At 61.8% G+C, this 20,655-nt stretch carries 21 protein-coding genes; 14 read left to right on the top strand and 7 right to left on the bottom strand.

The features are described 5' to 3' along the window. Window positions 1-476 precede the first annotated feature (476 nt). Window positions 477-2,063, top strand: a complete 1,587-nt coding sequence (locus AC07VU_RS19660; RefSeq protein ID WP_009043780.1) for an ABC-F family ATPase — start codon at window positions 477-479, stop codon at window positions 2,061-2,063. Between the two features lie 226 nt (window positions 2,064-2,289). Beyond that, a complete protein-coding gene (locus AC07VU_RS19655; protein WP_087091036.1) occupies window positions 2,290-3,477 on the top strand; it encodes an MFS transporter in 1,188 nt (395 codons plus the stop codon). A 1-nt stretch (window position 3,478) separates the two neighbouring features. Here the strand turns inward: AC07VU_RS19655 and AC07VU_RS19650 are convergent, their stop codons facing one another. Next, complete coding sequence (locus AC07VU_RS19650; protein ID WP_007926435.1) at window positions 3,479-4,516, bottom strand: alpha/beta hydrolase family protein; 1,038 nt, start codon at window positions 4,514-4,516, stop codon at window positions 3,479-3,481. A 227-nt stretch (window positions 4,517-4,743) separates the two neighbouring features. Then, window positions 4,744-5,355 (bottom strand): FMN-dependent NADH-azoreductase, encoded by a 612-nt coding sequence (locus tag AC07VU_RS19645; protein ID WP_007926437.1) that lies wholly within the window; start codon window positions 5,353-5,355, stop codon window positions 4,744-4,746. Between the two features lie 129 nt (window positions 5,356-5,484). Here AC07VU_RS19645 and AC07VU_RS19640 point away from each other — a divergent pair, with 129 nt between their 5' ends. After that, window positions 5,485-6,393, top strand: a complete 909-nt coding sequence (locus AC07VU_RS19640) for a LysR substrate-binding domain-containing protein (protein WP_102681216.1) — start codon at window positions 5,485-5,487, stop codon at window positions 6,391-6,393. 26 nt (window positions 6,394-6,419) lie between these two features. Further along, entirely contained in the window at window positions 6,420-6,764 is a 345-nt protein-coding gene (locus tag AC07VU_RS19635; RefSeq protein WP_053261071.1) for an MmcQ/YjbR family DNA-binding protein, read from the top strand. On the opposite strand, the gene AC07VU_RS19630 is transcribed toward AC07VU_RS19635, so the two are convergent. Together AC07VU_RS19630 and AC07VU_RS19625 are read right to left on the bottom strand one after the other, a co-directional pair. Then, window positions 6,761-7,186, bottom strand: coding sequence for a DUF1294 domain-containing protein (locus AC07VU_RS19630; RefSeq protein ID WP_274302633.1), 426 nt, complete (start codon window positions 7,184-7,186; stop codon window positions 6,761-6,763). The genes AC07VU_RS19635 and AC07VU_RS19630 overlap by 4 nt on opposite strands. After that, window positions 7,186-8,016 (bottom strand): undecaprenyl-diphosphate phosphatase, encoded by an 831-nt coding sequence (locus tag AC07VU_RS19625; RefSeq protein WP_053261582.1) that lies wholly within the window; start codon window positions 8,014-8,016, stop codon window positions 7,186-7,188. The genes AC07VU_RS19630 and AC07VU_RS19625 overlap by 1 nt, the downstream gene beginning before the upstream one ends. 285 nt (window positions 8,017-8,301) lie before the next feature. On the opposite strand from AC07VU_RS19625, the gene AC07VU_RS19620 reads away from it, so the two are divergent. From AC07VU_RS19620 to fapF, 9 genes are all read left to right on the top strand, one after another. Then, window positions 8,302-9,936, top strand: a complete 1,635-nt coding sequence (locus AC07VU_RS19620; protein ID WP_495030290.1) for a methyl-accepting chemotaxis protein — start codon at window positions 8,302-8,304, stop codon at window positions 9,934-9,936. Between the two features lie 107 nt (window positions 9,937-10,043). Continuing rightward, complete coding sequence (gene pnuC / locus AC07VU_RS19615; protein WP_053261070.1) at window positions 10,044-10,610, top strand: nicotinamide riboside transporter PnuC; 567 nt, start codon at window positions 10,044-10,046, stop codon at window positions 10,608-10,610. Beyond that, entirely contained in the window at window positions 10,607-11,131 is a 525-nt protein-coding gene (locus AC07VU_RS19610; protein WP_274302627.1) for an AAA family ATPase, read from the top strand. Before pnuC ends, AC07VU_RS19610 begins: the two co-directional genes overlap by 4 nt. Before the next feature lie 354 nt (window positions 11,132-11,485). Further along, entirely contained in the window at window positions 11,486-11,947 is a 462-nt protein-coding gene (gene fapA, locus AC07VU_RS19605; RefSeq protein ID WP_495030289.1) for a functional amyloid chaperone FapA, read from the top strand. A 1-nt stretch (window position 11,948) separates the two neighbouring features. Next, entirely contained in the window at window positions 11,949-12,527 is a 579-nt protein-coding gene (fapB, locus tag AC07VU_RS19600; protein ID WP_495030288.1) for a fibril amyloid subunit FapB, read from the top strand. A 63-nt stretch (window positions 12,528-12,590) separates the two neighbouring features. Next, complete coding sequence (gene fapC, locus AC07VU_RS19595; protein ID WP_495030287.1) at window positions 12,591-13,634, top strand: amyloid-like fimbrin subunit FapC; 1,044 nt, start codon at window positions 12,591-12,593, stop codon at window positions 13,632-13,634. 63 nt (window positions 13,635-13,697) lie between these two features. Beyond that, on the top strand, window positions 13,698-14,378 hold the full coding sequence (gene fapD / locus AC07VU_RS19590) for a fibril amyloid maturation endopeptidase FapD (protein WP_150051031.1): 681 nt from the start codon (window positions 13,698-13,700) through the stop codon (window positions 14,376-14,378). A 44-nt stretch (window positions 14,379-14,422) separates the two neighbouring features. Beyond that, entirely contained in the window at window positions 14,423-15,169 is a 747-nt protein-coding gene (gene fapE, locus AC07VU_RS19585; RefSeq protein WP_190304705.1) for a fibril amyloid subunit FapE, read from the top strand. A 45-nt stretch (window positions 15,170-15,214) separates the two neighbouring features. After that, window positions 15,215-16,507 (top strand): fibril amyloid transporter FapF, encoded by a 1,293-nt coding sequence (gene fapF, locus AC07VU_RS19580; protein ID WP_102679933.1) that lies wholly within the window; start codon window positions 15,215-15,217, stop codon window positions 16,505-16,507. 61 nt (window positions 16,508-16,568) lie between these two features. Here the strand turns inward: fapF and AC07VU_RS19575 are convergent, their stop codons facing one another. After that, the gene (locus AC07VU_RS19575; protein ID WP_009043764.1) at window positions 16,569-17,894 is read right to left on the bottom strand and encodes a sigma-54 dependent transcriptional regulator; all 1,326 of its coding nucleotides are present in this window, start codon (window positions 17,892-17,894) and stop codon (window positions 16,569-16,571) included. A 351-nt stretch (window positions 17,895-18,245) separates the two neighbouring features. Between AC07VU_RS19575 and AC07VU_RS19570 the strand changes: the two genes are divergently transcribed. Continuing rightward, entirely contained in the window at window positions 18,246-18,512 is a 267-nt protein-coding gene (locus AC07VU_RS19570; RefSeq protein ID WP_007926479.1) for a hypothetical protein, read from the top strand. Window positions 18,513-18,785: 273 nt separating this feature from the next. On the opposite strand, the gene paaX is transcribed toward AC07VU_RS19570, so the two are convergent. Both paaX and paaY read right to left on the bottom strand, forming a co-directional pair. Further along, entirely contained in the window at window positions 18,786-19,709 is a 924-nt protein-coding gene (gene paaX / locus AC07VU_RS19565; RefSeq protein WP_274302614.1) for a phenylacetic acid degradation operon negative regulatory protein PaaX, read from the bottom strand. A gap of 87 nt (window positions 19,710-19,796) precedes the next feature. Continuing rightward, entirely contained in the window at window positions 19,797-20,393 is a 597-nt protein-coding gene (gene paaY / locus AC07VU_RS19560; protein ID WP_274302612.1) for a phenylacetic acid degradation protein PaaY, read from the bottom strand. Between the last annotated feature and the right edge of the window lie 262 nt (window positions 20,394-20,655).

Genomic DNA, 20,655 nt, shown 5'->3' with positions numbered 1-20,655 from the left:
GGGTCATATGCAGCGTCCGAAAGCGATAAGAGGTCCTGAAGGCACGTCCCTGAGCCCATGCCAATGATGGCATGTGGCAACTGGTCGGCATTTTAGCCACAGTTTGTAACCAAAGGTTAACTCCGATTTGTGAAAATGTGTCCGTCCGCTATTCCACGACTTAAGTCGCATTGCCCGGAACAAATCCGCAGCGGCGATTTTTACAATGCCTGACGCTTACCGGCCTGGATGAAAAATCCGTGGGTCACTGTCATACAACTGCCGGCGCACATATGCGACAATGCGCGCCAAATTCCAACATGACCTCCCACCTTTATTGCCCAGCAACTTGGCCATAGCGTCCAGATGTTGCTGTCTACTTATGCTCGCTGGCTCGACCCTGGCGATGACCGGGGCGAAACGGAAAAGCTCCAGAATACCCTGGGAATGGCCCAAGAGCCCACACGATGCTCGCAACCCCTTGATAGGTAAAGTAATTGATCTCCACAGCTAACATCACGATGCAGTTCGGCGCCAAGCCGCTATTCGAGAACGTTTCGGTCAAGTTCAACGGCGGCAACCGCTATGGCCTGATCGGCGCCAACGGTTGCGGCAAGTCGACTTTCATGAAAATCCTCGGCGGCGACCTCGAGCCGTCCGGTGGCCAGGTCATGCTGGAGCCGAACGTTCGCCTGGGTAAATTGCGCCAGGACCAGTTCGCCTACGAAGAATTCACCGTGATCGACACCGTGATCATGGGTCACGAAGAGCTGTGGAAGGTCAAGGCCGAGCGCGATCGCATCTACTCGCTGCCGGAAATGAGCGAAGAAGACGGCATGGCCGTGGCCGAGCTGGAAACCGACTTCGCCGAGATGGACGGCTACACCGCCGAGTCCCGCGCCGGTGAACTGCTGCTGGGCCTGGGCATTCCCCTGGAACAGCATTTCGGCCCGATGACCGAAGTGGCTCCGGGCTGGAAGCTGCGGGTCTTGCTGGCCCAGGCGCTGTTCTCCGATCCGGAAGTGCTGCTGCTCGACGAACCGACCAACCACCTGGACATCAACACCATCCGCTGGCTGGAAACGATTCTGACGGCGCGTAACAGCACCATGATCATCATTTCCCACGACCGTCACTTCCTCAACAGCGTCTGCACCCACATGGCCGACCTGGACTACGGCGAGCTGCGCCTGTTCCCGGGCAACTACGACGAGTACATGACCGCGGCGACCCAGTCCCGCGAGCAACTGCTGTCGGACAACGCCAAGAAGAAGGCCCAGATCGCCGAGCTGCAGACCTTCGTCAGCCGCTTCTCGGCCAACGCCTCGAAAGCCAAGCAGGCCACCTCCCGCGCCAAGCAGATCGACAAGATCCAGCTGGCCGAGGTCAAGCCATCGAGCCGCGTCAGCCCGTTCATCCGCTTCGAACAGACCAAGAAGCTGCACCGCCAGGCCGTGACCATCGAGCAGATGTCCAAGGGCTTCGACGGCAAGACCCTGTTCAAGAACTTCAGCTTCACCGTCGAAGCCGGCGAGCGCGTGGCGATCATCGGCCCGAACGGCATCGGCAAGACCACCCTGCTGCGCACCCTGATGGGCGAGCTGACCCCGGACGCCGGTTCGGTGAAGTGGACCGAAAGCGCCGAGCTGGGCTACTACGCCCAGGACCACGCCCATGACTTCGAAGACGACGTCAGCCTGTTCGACTGGATGGGCCAGTGGACCCAGGGCGAGCAGATCATCCGTGGCACCCTGGGCCGCATGCTGTTCTCCAACGACGAGATCCTCAAGTCGGTCAAGGTCATCTCCGGTGGTGAGCAAGGTCGCATGCTGTTCGGCAAGCTGATCCTGCAAAAGCCCAACGTACTGGTGATGGACGAACCGACCAACCACCTGGACATGGAATCCATCGAGGCGCTGAACCTGGCCCTGGAAAACTACCCGGGCACGCTGATCTTCGTCAGCCACGACCGTGAGTTCGTGTCGTCCCTGGCCACTCGCATCATCGAGCTGAGCCCGAACGGCGTGACCGACTTCAGCGGCACCTACGACGACTACCTGCGCAGCCAGGGCGTGGTGTTCTAAGAAACGCCAACCAGTTGCCGGCTTGCAAGCCCCGTCCTGGTGACGGGGCTTTTTTTGTACGGCTATAAAAGCATCGCGGGCAAGCCTCGTTCCTACAGACGCAGCGATGACGTCCTCCCAACCCCTATAAATAGCCGGCCATAAAGAAATCGTTAGCCTGCTTCCTTTTATTTCCGGCCCGCGCCATGATGCAGTTCTCCAACCGCCCGCCCGCGAACGAGCCCTCATGTCTGCGCAACAACAGCCCGTGCCCAGCTCCATGGCGATCACCCTGCAGATCGTCTCTATCGTCTTCTATACCTTTATCGCGTTTCTCTGCATCGGCCTGCCGATCGCGGTGCTGCCGGGTTACGTCCACGGCGAACTGGGCTTCAGCGCGGTGGTGGCCGGGCTGACCATCGGCTCGCAGTACCTGGCCACCCTCCTCAGCCGGCCCATGGCCGGGCGCCTGTCGGACAACATCGGCACCAAACGGGCAATCGTCTACGGCCTGGCGGGAATTTTCCTCAGCGGGCTGCTGACCCTGGCGTCCAGCCTCCTGCAAACATTGCCGCTGCTCAGCCTGAGCGTCCTGTTGCTGGGACGTTTGCTGCTGGGGGTGGCCCAGGGCCTGATCGGCGTGGGCACCATCAGCTGGTGCATGGGCCAGGTCGGCGCCGAGCACACCGCGCGCTCGATTTCCTGGAACGGCATCGCCTCCTATGGCGCGATTGCCATCGGCGCGCCGCTGGGGGTGGTGATGGTCGCCGACTACGGTTTCGAAAGCCTGGGGCTGGCCCTGTCGCTGCTGGCGGCCCTGGCCCTGCTGCTGATCCGCAACAAGCCATCGGTGCCGGTGATCCGTGGCGAGCGCCTGTCGTTTCGCGCGGTGTTCGGCCGTATCGCGCCGTACGGTGCCGGCCTGAGCCTGGCGTCCATCGGCTATGGCACCCTGACCACCTTTATTACCCTGTTCTACCTCAGCCGCGGCTGGACCGGCGCGGCCTATTGCCTGACGGTATTCGGCATCTGCTTCATCCTCTCGCGCCTGCTGTTCATCTCCAGCATCAGCCGGTTTGGCGGTTATCGCGCGGCCATCGCCTGCATGAGCATCGAGACCCTGGGCCTGATCCTGCTGTGGCTGGCGCCATCGACGGCGTTCGCCATGATCGGCGCCGGGCTCGCCGGCTTCGGCCTGTCGCTGGTGTACCCGGCGCTGGGGGTGGAAGCGATCAAGCAGGTGCCCAGCACCAGCCGAGGCGCCGGCTTGAGCGCCTACGCGGTGTTTTTCGACCTGGCGCTGGCGATTGCCGGGCCCTTGATGGGCGCGGTGGCGTTGAACCTGGGGTATTCGTGGATTTTCTTCTGCGCGGCGCTGCTGTCGCTCAGCGCCCTTGGCCTGACCCTGCTGCTCAAGCGCCGGGCCGACGCCTGAGTCACTGATCCGCGGTCTGCATCCCGGCCCGGCTCGGCTTGCCCAGGGCCTGGGCGAAGAAGCGGCCGGCCTCGGCGATCAGATTGCGGTGGATGTCCTCGCGGTCGACGCCATCGGCGTCGGTGCACAAGGCCGGCATGCTCAGCAACTGCTCCTCGGTGCACGGCGCCATGAACACGAAGTGCCCGGCCCCGGCCAACAGTCTAAAGTCTGGCGCGACCGGCAGCTTGCGGGCCAGGGCCGCAGCGTTCTTGTCCAAAGCCACCAGCTTGTCGACGTCGCCGCTGTAGAGCAACACCGGCACATGCACGCCGGACAGGGTCTGGCGCCCGAACTTCAGGCTCAGCGGCGCCATCAGCAGCAACGCATGGACCCGCGGGTCGGCGACCGGTTGCAAGTCGTCGCGATCGACGATCAGTTCGCCCTGGGTATTGCAGGCATCGTGATCGTCGGGGCGCTCCTGGCAGTAGCGGCGCAGGCGATCCAGGTCGGGGGTCGCCCCGGACAGGATCAGCGCCGTTTCGCCACCGGCCGAGTAACCGATGACCCCGACCTGCCCGGCGTTGACGAAAGGCGACAGCATCGGGTCGGCCAGGGTCGCGGTGATGGCTTCGGAAATCTGGATCGGCCGGCCATAGAGATTGCTCAGGGTGCCCAGCCGGCTGTGATCCTTGTAGTTGTCGCCCGGATGAATCACCGCCACCACCACGAAGCCCTTGCGCGCCAGCGAGGTGGCCAGGTCGTGCAGGGCCAGTGGCGTGCCGGTATTGCCATGGGACAGCATCAACAGCGGAAAACGGCCGATGGCGACCTTCGAATCCCGGGAGGCGGCGATCTGATAACCCTCGACCTTGCTGCTGTGTTCGATGCCAGTGGAGGGATAGAACGCAATGGCGCGCATCGGCTGCTGGTCCAGCGGGTCGAGAAAACTCATCTCGTGGAAGCCCACGCTCCAGTGCGGATGGGGCGCGGGCGCGGCGTGCACGATAATCGGGCCGCCGAGCAGGCAGATCAGTGACATTGCCCAAAGACGCATCATGGATGCACCACCTTCCCTACCTGATGAAAACGCCGGTTCATTGCTTCACTGGCCAGGATTCCGCTGGCCTGTTGCCTGGAGCTGCCGGGCCTGGTCAAGCCACTGCATAACCCGAGCCAGAACAAATAGCACGAACACGAAAAACTCCGTATTCCGCTGCCTGGAGGGCATCAGAATACAGAGTTTAAAGGGCGTTGCCTGGAGCGTAAGCGACTTTTACACAAGCCTTACGCGGCAGCAAAAAGTTGCTCGCTGATGTGCGTCCGGGCGTCGCTCAGGGCCTTGTTGCGGACTTCGTCGCCATAAGCCAGGCCGTGGGCGCGGACGAATTCGATGTCGGTGATGCCGAGGAAGCCGAACAGCACTTTCAGGTAATCCTCGTGAGCCACGCCAGTGGCCTGGCCGGCGTGCAGGCCGCCCGCGGTGGAGACCACCACGACTTTCTTGCCACCGCACAGACCTTCAGGACCGGCTTCGGTGTAGCGGAAGGTCTGGCCGGCGACGGCGATGCGGTCGATCCAGGCCTTGAGTTGGGTCGGGATGGTGAAGTTGTACATAGGCGCGGCGATCACTACAGCATCGGCGGCCTGGAATTCGGCGAGGGTCGAAGCGCTCAGCTCGGCTTCGTGCTGCTGGGCAGCGTTGCGCACTTCGGCCGGGGTACCGGCGGCCACCAGGGTGGCGGAGCTGAAATGGCTGATGGCATCGGCGGCCAGGTCGCGGTAGGTCACTTCAACGCTGGCATCGGCGTTTTTCCAGGCCTTGACCACGCTTTCACTCAACTGACGGGAAGCCGAGTTGTCACCAAGGATGCTCGAATCGATATGCAACAGTTTCATCTGGGATTCTCCAAGTGAGGATCGCCACCGGGCGATCAATTGAGGACAATCCTACAGGTGAAACCAATAGCTGATTAGTCGGCATAAATGCGATAGTTTGTCCCATCAGCAGGACAGTAGAGTCAGGATATGCAAGACCTCAACGATCTTTATTACTTTGCCAAGGTGGTGGAAGCCGGTGGTTTCGCCGCCGCCGGGCGTTTACTGGGGGTGCCCAAATCCCGTTTGTCGCGGCGTATCGCCGAACTGGAAGAACGCCTGCACACCCGATTGCTGCAACGCACCACCCGCCAATTGAAGCTGACCGCGGTCGGCGAACGTTATCTGCGTCACTGCCAGGCCATGCTGCTGGAAGCGGAAATGGCCGACGAGGCCGTGGCCAGCATGTCCAGCGAACCTCGCGGGCGCCTGCGGGTGTCCTGCCCGGTGGGCCTGGCCCATCATATGTTGCCGACCGTCATCAGCTCGTTCCTCGAGCAATATCCCCAGGTCCAGCTGGACATGCAGCTGCTCAACCGCCGGGTCGACGTGGTCGCCGAAGGCATCGACGTGGCGCTGCGGGTTCGCGAACATGGCGACGAAGATCCCTTGCTGGTGACCCGGCGCCTGCGCCAGGCGCAGACTGTGATGGTCGCCAGTCCGGGGTTCGCCCGGGAATGGCCGATCCACAGTCCCGAAGACCTGCACAAGGTGCCGGTGCTGGGAGCCCTGGAGGCCGACCGCATGGTGCATTTGCGCCTGCTTGATGCCCAGGGCGAGAAATGCGACCTGGTCCTGGAGGCGCGCCTGGGCATCGACGATTTTCTGGTGCGCCGTTCCTGCGCCCTCGCCGGCCTTGGCTGTACCATCCTGCCGATGATGTATTGCGAAGAAGAACTGCAGACCGGGCAGCTGGTGCAACTGCTGCCCGAGTGGTCGCTGCCTGGCGGTTGGCTGCAGGCGGTCTACCCTCACCGGCGCGGTGTATTGCCAGCGGTAAGGGCCTGGATCGAGCATGTCAGCGAAGCCTTCAAAGGCTGCGGGGACCGCACACTGTGACAGCGCGACAAAAGGAAGAAAAAACCATGACTGAAGCGGATGTGGCGCAATTCTGCCTGGACTTGCCGGGCGCGCGCGAAGACTACAAATGGGGCGGCGTGCGGGTGTTTTCCGTGGCCGGCAACAAGATGTTCGCCCTGCAGAACCTGCGGGGCGAGTCACTGGCGTTCAAGGTGGACAAGGAGCTGTTCCTCGGCCATGTCGACCGTCCCGGCATCGGGCCGGCGCCGTACCTGGCCCGGGCGCACTGGATCATCATGCAGACGCCCTACCCGCTGGGCACCGGCGAACTGCGGGACTTGCTGCAGCGTTCGCACCAGTTGGTGGTGAGCAAGCTGCCCAAGCGGGTACAGGTAGGCCTGTTGCTTTAGAACAGCGAGAACAGGCTGCCTTCGAGAAACAGCCGGTCGATCCAGAACACCTGGTGCAGCAGCACGATCAGCCAGAACACCAGTTGATAGGACAGCTTGCGGGTCTTGTGGCGAAACGCCTGTTGCGCCAGCAAGGCGCCTGGCCAGCCACCGGCCAGCTCCACGGCGTGCAAGACGTTTTCCGGGGTCCGCCAGCTGTCGCTACGGGCCTTGCGCTTGTCGCTCCAATAGAGGAAGAACGTCAGCACGCTGACCGCACCGTAGGCCACCAGCGGTACCCAGGAAATCCCCTTCACACCCAACAGCAGCGAGCCGCACAGCGGTAAGGCGCAGAGCAGCAGGAAAACCACCGCCTTGAGCCTTGGCTGCTGGATCCGTGCCCCGGCGACGCTACCGGGGCGGTTCTGATTGCGTGCATCCATCAGGAATGGACCGCGGTCCAGTCGACCCAGCCGAACTGCCAGGTGGCGAGGATCACCAGGCCGAAGGCAATGCGGTACCAGGCAAAGGCCGCGTAGCTGTGGTTGGCGATGAACTTGAGCAGGCCCCTGACCGCGATCATCGCGAAGATGAACGAGGTGATGAAGCCGATGGCGAACACCGGCAGGTCGTCCGGCTGGAACAGATTGCGGTACTTGTAGCCCGAGTAGACCGCGGCACCGACCATGGTCGGCATCGCCAGGAAGAACGAGAACTCGGTGGCGGTCTTGCGCGACAGGCCGAACAACAGGCCGCCGATGATGGTGGAGCCTGAGCGCGAGGTGCCTGGAATCATCGCCAGGCACTGGGCGAAACCGACCTTCAAGGCATCTTTCCAACTGATCTCGTCCACCGTGTTGGCATGTATTTCATGCTGCCGGCGTTCGGCCCAGAGCATGACCACGCCCCCCACCACCAGCGCCGTGGCGACGGTGATCGGATTGAACAGGTATTCATGGATCAGGTCGGCGAAAATCACCCCCAGCACCACGGCGGGCAGGAAGGCGATCAGCAGGTTGATGGTGAAACGCTGGGCGTTGCGCTGGGTCGGCAGGCCGGTGACCACGTCGAGGATCTTGCGGCGAAACTCCCAGACCACCGCGAGAATGGCCCCCAACTGAATAATGATGTTGAACGCCATGGCGCGCTCGCCACCGAAGTTGAGCAAGTCGGCAACGATAATCTGGTGGCCCGTGCTGCTGATGGGCAGAAACTCCGTCAGCCCTTCCACAATCCCTAAAATCAATGCCTGTGCGGCAGTCCAAAGCTCCATCAATCCCCCGAAGGTCATGCCGTGGCATGCCTTTTTAATTTTTTTTCAATGTTCACTGACGCGTGCGTCGCGGATTCGCAGCCGCAATAGGATCATCATCGCCCCTGAAAATTCCGTGAAAAATCAGCCGGATTCAGGTTTTTCGCGATGAGGCCGAAATCCTAGCAGACATACTCGATAAACGCTGTCGCGTTGCGAGAATCCGATGGACCGGACTGCAAGGAGCGCATGACGGATGTACGGGGTGTTTCTATTACAAGAACAACAATCGGGAGTGACAGATTCATGAACAGCTTACGCAGAATGTCGATCAGCCGCCGGCTGTGGCTCATCCTGATTGTCGCGGTATTGATGCTGATGACCCTGGGCATGTTGATGCTCAAACAGATCCACGACGACCTGTACCAGGCCAAGGCGCAGAAAACCCAGCATGTGGTGCAGACCGCCAACGGTGTGCTGGCCTATTTCCAGGGCCTGGAAAGCGCCGGCAGCCTCGATCGCGCGACGGCGCAGAAGCAGGCGCTGAGCGCCATACGCAACCTGCGCTATGACCAGAGCGACTACTTCTGGATCAACGACCTGACCCCGGTCATGGTCATGCATCCGACCAACCCCAAGCTCGACGGCCAGAACCTCGCGGCCATTCGCGACTCGGACGGCTTTGCCGTGTTCAACGAAATGGTGGCCATCGCCAAGGCCAAGGGCGCCGGCATGGTCAACTATCGCTGGCCGAAACCGGGCGCCAGCGAGCCGGTGCAGAAGACCTCCTATGTCCAGCTGTTCCAGCCCTGGGGCTGGATCATCGGTTCGGGGGTGTACATCGATGACGTGCAGGCCGAGTTCCGCAGCCAGGTGGTGAAGGCCTCGGTCGTCGGTATCGCCATTGCCCTGCTCATGGCCTTGCTGGTGTTGCTGATCGCCCGCAGCATCGTCCGCCCGCTGCAGGAAACCGTGCACGCCATGGCCAATATCGCCAGCGGCGAAAGCGACCTGACCCGTACCCTCGACACCCACGGCCAGGACGAAGTCACCGAACTGGCCCGGCACTTCAACGGTTTCACCGCCAAGCTGCGTCTCGTCGTCAGCCAGTTGCAGGTGTCGGCCGCAGCCCTGGCGCAGTCCTCCACCGACCTGGGCAGCAATGCCAGCCAGGCCCAGGAACGCAGCCAGCAGCAGTCGCAGCAGATGGAGCTGGTGGCCACCGCCATCAACGAAGTGACCTACGGCGTACAGGACGTGGCGAAGAACGCCGAACACGCCGCCAGCGAGATGCGCGACGCCGAAGCCCAGGCCCAGCAGGGCCAGGTCAATATCGACGGCAGCCTGCAACAGATCGACCGGCTCTCGGGCACCATCGACCAGGCCGTGGAAGTGATTCGCACCCTGGCCCAGGAAAGCACCCAGATCGGCAGCGTGCTGGAGGTGATCCACTCGATCGCCGAGCAGACCAACCTGCTGGCGCTCAACGCGGCGATCGAAGCCGCCCGCGCCGGCGAACAGGGCCGTGGGTTCGCCGTGGTGGCCGATGAGGTGCGCCTGCTGGCCCAGCGGACGCAGAAGTCCACCGCCGAGATCCAGTCGATGATCGAGCGCCTGCAAGGGCACTCGGAAGCTGCGGTGAAAGTCATCGGCGACAGCAACCGGGCTTCGCAACAGACCATCGAGCAGGCCGGGCTGGCCGGTGAAAGCCTGAACGCCATCGGCCAGGCCCTGCGCAACCTCAACGGGCTGAACGCCTCGATTGCCAGCGCCACGTTGCAACAGGCCCATGTGGTCGAAGACATCAACCAGAACGTGACCCAGGCCGCCGGCCTGTCCCACAGCACCGCCCTGGCGGCCGAGCAGTCCAGTGCCGCCAGCCTGCACCTCAAGGAACTGAGCGAGCAGCTCAACGGCCTGTTGCGCCAGTTCCGGGTCTGAAGCTGGTTGTGGCGGGGTTCGCCCCGCCACGGTTGCCGGCCTTCACTAACATGCAAGGCCGCTTCTGGTTACAATCCGCACCCTCCTCCGCTTCCAGGTAGTTTTTCATGTCCGGGCTTGAACTGTTCGCCGCCGCACTCGGCGTGATCGCCGTCTGGCTGACAGTCAGGCAGAACCCCTGGTGCTGGCCGATCGGCCTGGTCATGGTGCTGCTGTACAGCTGGATCTTCTTCGAAGTGAAACTGTATTCGGACATGCTGCTGCAAGTGGTCTACGCCGCCCTGCAACTCTATGGCTGGTGGCAGTGGACCCGCGGTGGCGCCAGCCATCAGGGCCGTCCGGTCAGCCTGCTGGCGCCCCGCTCGATGCTGCTGGGCCTGAGCCTCGGGGCCATCGGCAGCCTGCTGCTGGGGGCCGCCATGGCCCATTGGACCGATGCCGCGCAACCCTGGCTGGACGCCGCGCTGACCGGCTTCAGCCTGGTGGCGCAATGGTGGATGGCGCAGAAGCGCGTGCAATGCTGGCCGCTGTGGATTGCCGTCGACGTGATTTTTGTCGGCCTGTTCATCTACAAGGACCTGTACCTGACGGCGGCCCTGTACGGACTGTTCACCCTGCTGGCCGTGCAGGGCTGGCGTGCCTGGCGGGCCGACCCGGCGTTGCGCCCGGCATGAAGGTCCTGGTACTGACCGGCCCCGAGTCCAGCGGCAAAAGCTGGCTCAGCGGCCACTTGCAGGCGCGCTTCGGTGGCATCCAGGTGGGCGAGTACGTCCGCCATTTCATCGAGCAGCAGCGACGCGATACCTGCCTGGCGGATATCCCGGAGATCGCCCGCGGCCAGTTGGCCTGGGAGGACCAGGCCCGGGCACAACAGCCGCCGCTGCTGATTCTCGACACGCACCTGCTGAGCAATATGCTCTGGAGCCAGACCCTGTTCGGCACCTGCCCGGACTGGCTGGAGCCCGAGCTGCTGGCTCGCGGCTACGATCTGCACCTGCTACTCTCCCCCGAAGATGTCGGCTGGAGCAACGACGGCCAGCGCTGCCAACCCCAACTGAGCGAGCGCCTGGCCTTCTTCAAGGCCACCGGTGATTGGCTGGTGCAACACCAGCAGCCCTTCGAAGTGATTCGCGGCGACTGGGAAGCCCGTCGACAACGGGCATTCGAGCGGGTCGAGCGTTTACTTCAGGGTTAGCCGAATCCTTTTCCTGTCCGCTTTTTCTTTCCTCTGCTGGCGAGAAAAACGTCCATCCCTGAAACACCCGCCGCTGCGCAGAACGGCCAAATCAAAGGGCTTCTCATTGCCCTTCTGCCATCTGTTAAAACGCTGATACAACCCGCCGCGAGCCCCCCGATCCAGAGCCTCGCCACGGCCATACCGGGCTGTCGAAGGCGATACGGGTCTCATCGTTGAAACACCCCTGCCCCGGCAACACACCTGGTTATTCGTAACCTGTTGAATTTTTGAAACAATCAAAAAGCGGCACGGCTTCTGCTCTCTACCCTCGCAACGCTGACTAGGGCCAGCGAAAAAGAAGGGAATGCTGCCGTGGAGAATCTCAATTCAGCTCTGACCCGCCTCCTGCTGATCGGCTGTGCCATCGGCTCGCTGCTCAGTCTCCCGGTCCAGGCTGCCGGCGACATCAGGGACGGCAGGATCATTCTCGACCGCGACGTTCAACCGCGTAGCGTCGGCCGCCCTCCGCTGCATCCTGATCCCTACCCGACCACCGTCAATGCCAACCCATCGGCCCGGGTCAAACAGATGACCAGCAACACCGAATTGAGCGACGGCGATTTTGCCGGGGTCAGCAGCGGTTCCACGATCAGCGGCAGCGTCATGCCCAACGGCGTCAACCTGCAGGGGCTGAACACCGTCACCAACCCCAACGGCATGGCCGGCATGAGCACCGGCCACGGCGGCGGCAGCGGTGGCGCCATCTCCGGCACCATCAACCGCTCGCTGAATTCTGGCCTGGCTCCTTTGGGCAGAATGGCCGGAGGCCAATGAGATGACTCGTACCCTCGTATGGCTTGCCCTGTTCGGCTGCGCTTCGGTGATGGCCGACCCAGGCATCCAGGCGGTGGACACCGCCACCCTTCACAACTCCGGCGCCCGCTACAACGGCAACTTCAACGTCAACCAGGCCGCCGGCGACCAGCAGCAACAGACCAACACACGCGCCATTGCCATCGGCACCGACGCCCAGGCCACCACTGTGGTCCGGCAGAAGCTCGGCACCCCGGCGAGCAGCGCGATCGACGCCAGCAGCAGCATCGGCGGCAACGCTTTCAGCAACGGCAACGGGGTCCTGGGTGTGAACCAGGGAGCCGGCGCCAACAACCAGATGATCAACGCAATGCGGGTGAGCATCAGTGCCCAGCCGCAAAGCATCGACGACAGCGTCCTGTCCCAACAGAACGTGGCGCTGTTACCAGGCTCGGGAGCAACTGACGCTTCTAAAGGCAGCCGCCAGGTCGTTACCAGCGACCAGGCCTTCACCGGCAGCCGGGGAGTGATTCAGGTGAACCAGAGTGCCGGGGTGGGGAACCGAATGGCTAACACCCTGAGCATACGGGTCGCTGACTGACCCGCAGCAGTGCGATTGGAAGGTACCAACACTTAACCAACTAAATAAGCACGGAGAAACACCATGAAACCTACAATGGCTCTCAAGCCACTGGTTTTTGCCCTCGCCGCGGTCATGGCGATCGCTGCACAGGCAGGCGGTAATGACGACAACCACGGTGGTCACGGTGGCCATGGCGGTCACAATGGTCATCACGGCGGCCATGGAGGTCATGGCGGCCACGGCGGCGGCGGCGGCCAAGACCTCAACACCAAGCTGCAACTCACCGCCGGTGCCGTGGCCAACGTGACCGATGAGCAGTACAGCTCGGGCAACAGCGTCAGCAACCGTGGCACCCACAACAACGCCGACGCCAGCGACTCGATGAACAACTCCAACGGCAACATGGGCGCCAACGTGGCTGCCGGCGACGGCAACCAGCAAGACAACGCCGTCGCCCTGGCCACTGCCGATGAAAGCTTCATCTTCGGCAGCGCGGTAGCCACTTCCAGCGCGACCCAGACCAACACCAACAACACGGTGAAAAACTGGTCCACGCAAAACAGCGCAACACTCGACAATGCAGGCAACGGCGGCTCCGGCAATATCGGCATCAACGTCACCGCCGGCGACTTCAACCAACAGAAAAACAACCTGGCAATCGCCGTATCCGGCGGACGCGTAGCGACTGCGTCAGCTTCGGCCGACCAGACCTCCACTGGCCTGGACGTGGACAACAAGGGTGTGCGTACCTACAAAACAGACACCCTCAGCGGCAGTTTCAATGCCTCGGGCACCTACAAAGGCACCGGCTACGGCAAGATCCAGGGCGACGACGATCACCATGGTGGCGGTCATGACTATGACGATCGTAGCGGCGGTGGCGATCACGATAATGGCAATCAGAAGTTCACCTTCAAGGAACAAGGCACGATCGAACTTTCCGGCGTCTGGACCAAGCAAGTGCTGACCAAAGACGGCTGGAAAAACCCTGTGATCAACAACGCGTCGATGTCTGGCTCGATGAACGGCTTCTCCGGCAACGGCGGTGCCAACGTCTCGGCGGGGGTCGGCAACCAACAAAGCAACTCGCTGTCCATCGCTGCCGGCTGCAGAGCCTGCCTGTAATCACGAGAGTGACGAAAGCCCCGGAAACGGGGCTTTTCCACCGTCCCACAAGGCGTAGCGATCATGCGAATGGCAACCTTCTCCCTTTTGCTTTGCCTGGCGGGCCTGGCTCAGGCCGCGCAGATGCCGGTGGCCGTGTTGCCTGGCGGCAACCTGGTGTACAAGCAGGTGCAGAGCGTGCGGGAACGCAAATTCGCCGACCTGGTCGAGCAGAAAACCGACTTCAGTTGCGGCGCCGCCGCGCTGGCGACGGTGCTGCGCCAGGCCTACTGGCTCGACGTCGATGAGGAGCTCGTCATCAAAGGCATGCTGGCCACCGCTGACCAGGACCTTGTGCGTACCCAGGGTTTCTCCATGCTGGACATGAAGCGCTACCTGGAAAGCATCGGCATGCGCGCCCGGGGCTACCGGATACCTCCCGACAAACTGCAGGCGGTCTCCATTCCGGTGGTGGTACTGATGGACATTCGTGGTTACAAGCACTTCGTGGTCATGCAGCGGGCGCAGAAAGACTGGGTCTATATCGGCGACCCCGTCCTCGGCCATAAACGCTACTCCCACGAAGACTTTGTCAAAGGCTGGAACGGTATCGTCTTCGCCATCGTCGGCCCCGGCTACGACAAGGCCAACGCCTTGCGCGACCCGCCCAACCCGCTGACGGCCAAGAACAAGCTGGATACCTTCAACCCGGTCAAAGACGCAGAACTGATGGAATTCGGTTTCATTCAGAGCGACTTCTTCTAGGGTCGCCCTAAGGATAAAGGGGCAGGATGCTCCGGGAGCAGCAGATGAAAAGCGCTTACTGGCTGGCCGCTGCCTGCCTGGTCACAAGTTTTCCTGCGTACGCCAACGCAGGGTTCAAGCCTATAGAAATCAAGGACCAGGAACTCTCCGAGCTCCGCGGTCGCTATGTCATGCCAGGGCGGATCATCAGCTTCGGCATTGTCATGAGCAGCACCTGGCGCAATGCCTCGGGCGATCTGATCGGCGCCACGACCTCCATGCAGATCCAGCAATCGACGATCAAGCCGGAATTCTATGTCTCCACGATCAACGAAACCGGCAACGGCTCGACGCCGACCCAGGGCTCGGGCAACGTGATCGGCGGCGCGGGCCTGGCCACCACCCAAGGGGTGACCCAGAGCGTACGCGCGGCGGGCGATGGCAACAGCGCCTATAACAACGTCTCCATCGACGTCAAGGAAGCCAGGCATGCCCCGGCGCTGGTGCCGGCGCAAGGCCAGCTGTTGATGAGCGGGCAAACCATCAGCGGCAGCAATGCCGCGGGCAGCGTGGCCGTGTCCGCCACCGGTGGCGGCATCCAGATGGCCATCCAGGCCAGCAACAACCAGGGCTCAGCCCTGCAGCAAGTGGCCCAGGGCGGCTTGCTGCAAAACACCCGCCTGCTGGGCGACAGCAACCTGGTCAGTAACCTGACCCAACTGAACGTCGTGCTCAACAATAACGGGGCGAGTACCGGTGCTTTGGACTGCAACCTGACCCAGCTCAAGGGCCTTCGTAACCTGGGATATTGAACTACGCTGATTCTCGATCATTAGGCTCAAAGGGACGGCTTATCCATGTATCGATCAGTCTCGCTGCGCGCAGTTGTATGTTTGAGCACCCTCCTCCCGACCGCACTGCTGCAGGCAGCGCCGGATGCCGACGTAGAGGCCCTGAAACAAGAATTACTGGAGCTTAAGCAACGTTACGAAGTGCAGCAGAAAGCACTGGCGGTATTGGAACAACGGGTACGCCAGGTCGAGGAGCAACCGGCGGCGCCACCACCGAAACGCCTGGCCAAGTCGCCAGCGGACATGCGTGGCAACCAGCAGGTGGCCGGGACCACGGGCCAAGGCCCGACCCCGGCCGGCGGCAGTTCCTACGGGGAATCGCTCAAGGATGATTCACAACCGGCGCAGAGTGTGTCCAACCTGTACGACGAAGCCAGCGGCTTCTTCGGCGGCGGCAAGTTCAGTGTCGAGACCGGCCTGACCTACTCCCGTTATGACACCCGGCAGCTGATTCTCAACGGTTTCCTGGCGCTGGACTCGATCTTCCTCGGCAACATAAACCTGGACCGGATCAAGGCCGACAACTGGACCCTTGACCTCACGGCCCGCTACAACCTGGACAACCGTTGGCAGTTCGACGTCAACGTGCCGGTGGTCTACCGCGAATCGACCTACCAGTCCGGCGGCGCGCAAAACGGCGCGGCGGGCGTCACCAGCGAAAAGACCGTGTCCAAGGACCCGACCCTCGGCGATGTGAACTTCGGCATCGCCTACAAATTCCTCGACGAATCGGTCAATACCCCGGACGCGGTGTTGACCTTGCGCGTCAAGGCGCCGACCGGCGAAGAGCCGTTCGGCATCAAGCTGCGCCAGGTCCAGGACAACACCAACCTGTTCGTCCCGGATGACCTGCCGACCGGTAACGGCGTCTGGTCGATCACCCCCGGCATCTCGCTGGTCAAGACCTTCGACCCGGCGGTGTTGTTCGGCACCCTCTCCTACACCCACAACCTGGAAGAATCGTTCGACGACATCAGCTCCACGGTCAACTTGAAGACCCCGGGCAAGGTCAAGCTCGGCGACAGCTTCCAGATCGGCATGGGCATCGCCTTCGCCCTGAACGAGAAGATGAGTATGTCGTTCTCCTTCTCGGACCTGGTCCAGCGCAAGAGCAAGCTCAAGGAAGATGGCGGTGACTGGCAATCGGTGGTGTCCAGCGATGCCAACGCCGGCTACTTCAACGTCGGCATGACCGTGGCGGCCACCGACAACCTGACCATAGTGCCCAACCTGTCCATCGGCCTGACCGACGATGCGCCGGACTTCACCTTCAGCCTGAAATTCCCTTACTACTTCTAAACGCCAACCAAAAAAAGGCCCGCGGCGATCACCTCGCCGCGGGCCTTTTCGTCGCACCGCCCTAGCGGATCTGATGCTTGTGCAGCAACCGGTAGAAGGTCGGACGCGATACGCCCAGCACCCTGGCCGCGACACTCAGGTTGTCGCTGTGCCGACTCAAGACATCGCACAGGGCCTGGCGCTCGGCCCGATGCTTGTAGTCCTCCAGCGTGCCCATGGGCGCGATGCTCGCCTGCGGACTGAGCAGGCCCAGGTCCCGGGCCTCGATCTGCCGGCCCTCGGCCAGTACCAGGCCGCGCCGCACCCGGTTGGCCAGCTCGCGGACATTGCCCGGCCAGTCATGCTTGCCCATGGCCACCAGCGCGTCTTCGCTGAAACTGCGCGGCCGGCGCCCGGTTTCCTGGCTATAGAAGTGAGAAAAGTGGCTGGCCAGCATGCCGATATCGCCATGCCGTTCACGCAATGGCGCGGTGACCACTTGCAACACGTTCAGGCGGTAATACAGGTCTTCGCGAAAGCGCCCCTTGTCGATCGCCGCCTCGAGGTCGACGTGAGTCGCCGCCAGCACCCGTACATCCACCGGGATCGGCTGGCTGCCGCCCACCCGTTCAATGTGTTTTTCCTGCAAAAAGCGCAACAGATTGGCCTGCAGTTCCAGCGGCAGGTCGCCGATTTCGTCGAGAAACAGGGTCCCGCCATGGGCCGCCTCGATACGCCCGACCTTGCGTTGATGGGCGCCGGTGAACGCGCCCTTCTCATGGCCGAACAGTTCGGACTGGATCAGGTGCTCGGGGATCGCCCCGCAGTTGATCGCCACGAAGGGTTTGCTGTGGCGCTGCGACTGGCGGTGCAGGGTCCTGGCCACCAGTTCCTTGCCCGTACCGCTTTCGCCGCGAATCAGCACCGGCGACTCGGTGGGCGCCAGCTTGCTCAAGAGCTTGCGCAAGTCGCGGATCGGTCGGCTGTCGCCCAGCAACTCATGCTCGGGCTGAGCGACATGAATATGCCCCTGGCCACGCAGGCGGGCCATGCCGAAAGCCCGTCCGAGCGTCACCTGGACCCGCGAGACATCGAACGGCAGGGTGTGGAAATCGAAAAACCACTCGCAAACGAAATCGCCGACTTTCTGCAGGCGCAGCACGTCCGGACTGAGCACCGCAATCCACTCGGTGCCGCTGCGGCTAATCAGGTCCTTGACCGCTTCCGGTCGCTCCAGGTGAAAAGCCTGCAAACGCAGCAGGCCGACGTCACAGCCGCGATCGACGGCCGATTCCAGGTCACAACTGTCGACATCCCAGCCCACCGTGCGTAATCCAGGCAGCAGACGATGGCAATCGTCGCACGGGTCAACCACTAAAAGGCGGCGTAAGGCGGTCGCTTCAAGCATGACTGTTCCTTGGCGCCAAAAAGAGGAAAAGTTATTAGAAACAGTAGTTTGGCAAACCTGGCTGTAACATTAGCAATTACTTGACGGGGTCTTGTATCGATTGTTTATAGCGCCAATCACCATTTGGACTAACCATTACATGGATCCAAAAGCCTGGTTTAATTCCCTGCGCCAATCTTTCATTCAGCTTTCAAAAGAAGGCTCTGAATCGCGGCTGTGAACAAAAGTTGTAAATTCTGGTCTTTCTATGTGACCTGATCCCTGGTTCGAGACATCAGTACAAGTAACCAGCCGAACGGTAAGCCCAACCGACGGCACATCATTTGATTGGGCACATAGAGAGAAGACCCCATGAACGCCCCGCTCCGTATCAACGAAGCACTTTTGATCGCCGACCGCGCATTCCAGCCATTTCAATGCGTCGCCTGGGCCCCACAAGACGGTAACGGCGAACTGAGCCTGACCGTCATCGACCGCACCAATACCCGTATTGGCCGCAAACAGATTCCAAGCAGCGCCTACTCCGACCCGGCGCAACTGGAAGACCTGCTGAAACAGGCCCGCGCCGAACTGAGCCAGGAAGGTTACACACTGCAATCCTGGGCCATGCCAGAGTAAGAACACGGACGCAGATCACCTTCGGGTGATCTGCGTTATTTTGTCGCAGTTGATATAGCCGCACTTTAGCCAGCTTGCAGAAAGTTCAACTTTCGCGGCCTGACTTGCCTCTCTCCCGCCTGTTTCAAGGCGAGCCTCCAGACATTCGTTAAAACCTCTTTATTACCGCCTTAGTCCGCACCTGACATGGCGCTTTAGTATCTGCCGCACATCCCTCGCCAGGCGCCCCCGATACTCGAGTGTTCCTGAACGAGGGCTGCGCCTTGAAATGCCTTACTTCAAACCGCCAAAACGCCGATAGAAACTTTCGCCCACATCCGGCAGCGGACCGTCGGCGTTTTCCAGCGCGTCGTTGAGCCATTCCTCGGCCTTGGCGTAGACCAGGCGATAGATGTTGCGGCAGAGCTGCCGCGCCGCCCGGCCTTCCCAGTCGCCAGGGAGCAGTTCATCGGGCAACTGCGGGTCGCGCAGCAGCAGTTTGCGGTATTCGTGGATCAGCAGCAGGCGCGCTAGGAAACAATCGGCCGGTTGCAGTTGCTCCTGCTCGCGCAGCGCTTGCCACAGCGGCCGGAACAGCTGGATGAACTCGCTGTAATGAGCCGCCAGCTCGTCGATATTCCAGCTTTCGCGCACCTGCAGGCGCAGCGCCTTGGAGGCCAGCACGTCCTGGGCAGTGGTCTCGAACACAATGGTGTCTTCCTGGGCACCAAGGTCCACCAGGGTCGCGTTGATATCCGCCCGATCGCTGCGGGGGCAGGCCAGCACCACCGGCGAAATCGCGCCAAAACCTTGCCACTCCAGCTCTTCGCGCACCTGCTTGCGCTTGTCCTGGCCAAGCTGCGACAGCATGACCAGGCACCAGGAACCATCCCAGGCCGGCACGCTGGCGTTATAGACCCGCTTGAAGGCCTTGTCGAAACGCCGGCGACCGGTACCGGTCAGGCTGTAATAGCTGCGGCGCCCGACTTTCTCGGCGCTCAGCCAGCCTTCCTTGGTCAGGCGAAAGATCGAGGTGCGGATCAGCCGCTCATTGATGCCGATGGGTTCGAGCAACTGGATCAGGCTGCCCAGCCATACCGTACCGCCGTGGGGTTCGATGGCATCGCCGTACAGGGTAATGATCAGGGAGCTGGCGCGAATCGGCGTCTGCTCCTGGAAACGGGTCACGAGGTGATTCAACGGTGCTAGGGACGACATGGGCGTACCGGACAAAAAGGAAGAAATATACCGGGTTTCACCGGCTTGGAGTGGCCTGGATCGCACGACCCACTGTGCCTTGGCTGTTCACTGGCCGGTATTTTTCGGGCGCAGGCCGCGGTCAGTGATCCGCGGGCGATTGGCTTCAGGCTCCGCGAGCGGCTCACAGACCTGCATCTGCTCCAGGCAGCGCCTGGCCAGCTGTTGATATTCACGGGTGCCGACCTGCTTCCAGTGCAGCTCTTCGTCGCTGAGGCGGCGTTTGACGCTGGCCGGGGCGCCCATGACCAGCGACTGCTCCGCACACTCGAAGCCGGCCTTGACGAAGGCCGCCGCGGACACGAAGCAGCGTGGCGCGATCCGCGCGTTATCCATCACCACCGCGTTCATTCCCACCAGCGCATCGGCGCCGATCCGGCAGCCATGCAGCACCGCGCCATGGCCGATATGGCCGTTGCGCTCGACCACCGTGTCGCTGTCGGGAAAACCGTGCATCACACAGGTGTCCTGCAGGTTGGCCCCCTCCTCCAGCACGATCCGCCCGAAATCGCCGCGCAGGCTGGCCAGCGGGCCGATGTAGCAATGGGCACCGACTATCACGTCGCCGATCAGCACGGCGGACGGATGCACATAAGCACTGGGATGGACCACCGGGGTCAGGCCGTCGAGGCTGTAGCAGGTCATGAGGTACTCCTTGGCTAGGGCGGCAAGTCGAAAAATTGCGCAAAGCGATGCCGATAATGATTTATTTTGTATCACATCAAGCTTAAACGAAAAAGCGAAAAACAGTATCGCGTCTTTGCTCAGCGAAGGCCGCTATACAACTGAGATAATCCCTGATAGCGCCGAGAAACCCACCAAGTTTCTTACCCCTCTCAGCCCCGGCATGACCGACCAAATACTCAATATAAAGACACACTAATAATATTTTTACGTTGCATTTACG

The sequence above is a fragment of the Pseudomonas sp. GW821-FHT02B10 genome, assembly GCF_059421865.1.
The sequence above is the reverse complement of the archived record's forward strand: the minus strand, read 5'-3'. Positions and strand labels throughout refer to the sequence as shown.

Excerpts from the sequence above, each read along its gene's own strand:
- fapC (WP_495030287.1), top strand. The coding sequence starts at position 12,591 with ATGAAACCTACAATGGCTCTCAAGCCACTGGTTTTTGCCCTCGCCGCG.
- pnuC (WP_053261070.1), top strand. The coding sequence starts at position 10,044 with ATGTCCGGGCTTGAACTGTTCGCCGCCGCACTCGGCGTGATCGCCGTC.
- AC07VU_RS19575 (WP_009043764.1), bottom strand. The coding sequence starts at position 17,894 with ATGCTTGAAGCGACCGCCTTACGCCGCCTTTTAGTGGTTGACCCGTGC.
- AC07VU_RS19620 (WP_495030290.1), top strand. The coding sequence starts at position 8,302 with ATGAACAGCTTACGCAGAATGTCGATCAGCCGCCGGCTGTGGCTCATC.
- fapF (WP_102679933.1), top strand. The coding sequence starts at position 15,215 with ATGTATCGATCAGTCTCGCTGCGCGCAGTTGTATGTTTGAGCACCCTC.
- AC07VU_RS19570 (WP_007926479.1), top strand. The coding sequence starts at position 18,246 with ATGAACGCCCCGCTCCGTATCAACGAAGCACTTTTGATCGCCGACCGC.
- AC07VU_RS19610 (WP_274302627.1), top strand. The coding sequence starts at position 10,607 with ATGAAGGTCCTGGTACTGACCGGCCCCGAGTCCAGCGGCAAAAGCTGG.
- paaX (WP_274302614.1), bottom strand. The coding sequence starts at position 19,709 with ATGTCGTCCCTAGCACCGTTGAATCACCTCGTGACCCGTTTCCAGGAG.
- AC07VU_RS19645 (WP_007926437.1), bottom strand. The coding sequence starts at position 5,355 with ATGAAACTGTTGCATATCGATTCGAGCATCCTTGGTGACAACTCGGCT.
- AC07VU_RS19650 (WP_007926435.1), bottom strand. The coding sequence starts at position 4,516 with ATGATGCGTCTTTGGGCAATGTCACTGATCTGCCTGCTCGGCGGCCCG.
- AC07VU_RS19640 (WP_102681216.1), top strand. The coding sequence starts at position 5,485 with ATGCAAGACCTCAACGATCTTTATTACTTTGCCAAGGTGGTGGAAGCC.
- AC07VU_RS19630 (WP_274302633.1), bottom strand. The coding sequence starts at position 7,186 with ATGGATGCACGCAATCAGAACCGCCCCGGTAGCGTCGCCGGGGCACGG.
- paaY (WP_274302612.1), bottom strand. The coding sequence starts at position 20,393 with ATGACCTGCTACAGCCTCGACGGCCTGACCCCGGTGGTCCATCCCAGT.
- AC07VU_RS19655 (WP_087091036.1), top strand. The coding sequence starts at position 2,290 with ATGTCTGCGCAACAACAGCCCGTGCCCAGCTCCATGGCGATCACCCTG.
- AC07VU_RS19625 (WP_053261582.1), bottom strand. The coding sequence starts at position 8,016 with ATGGAGCTTTGGACTGCCGCACAGGCATTGATTTTAGGGATTGTGGAA.
- fapD (WP_150051031.1), top strand. The coding sequence starts at position 13,698 with ATGCGAATGGCAACCTTCTCCCTTTTGCTTTGCCTGGCGGGCCTGGCT.
- fapE (WP_190304705.1), top strand. The coding sequence starts at position 14,423 with ATGAAAAGCGCTTACTGGCTGGCCGCTGCCTGCCTGGTCACAAGTTTT.
- AC07VU_RS19635 (WP_053261071.1), top strand. The coding sequence starts at position 6,420 with ATGACTGAAGCGGATGTGGCGCAATTCTGCCTGGACTTGCCGGGCGCG.
- fapB (WP_495030288.1), top strand. The coding sequence starts at position 11,949 with ATGACTCGTACCCTCGTATGGCTTGCCCTGTTCGGCTGCGCTTCGGTG.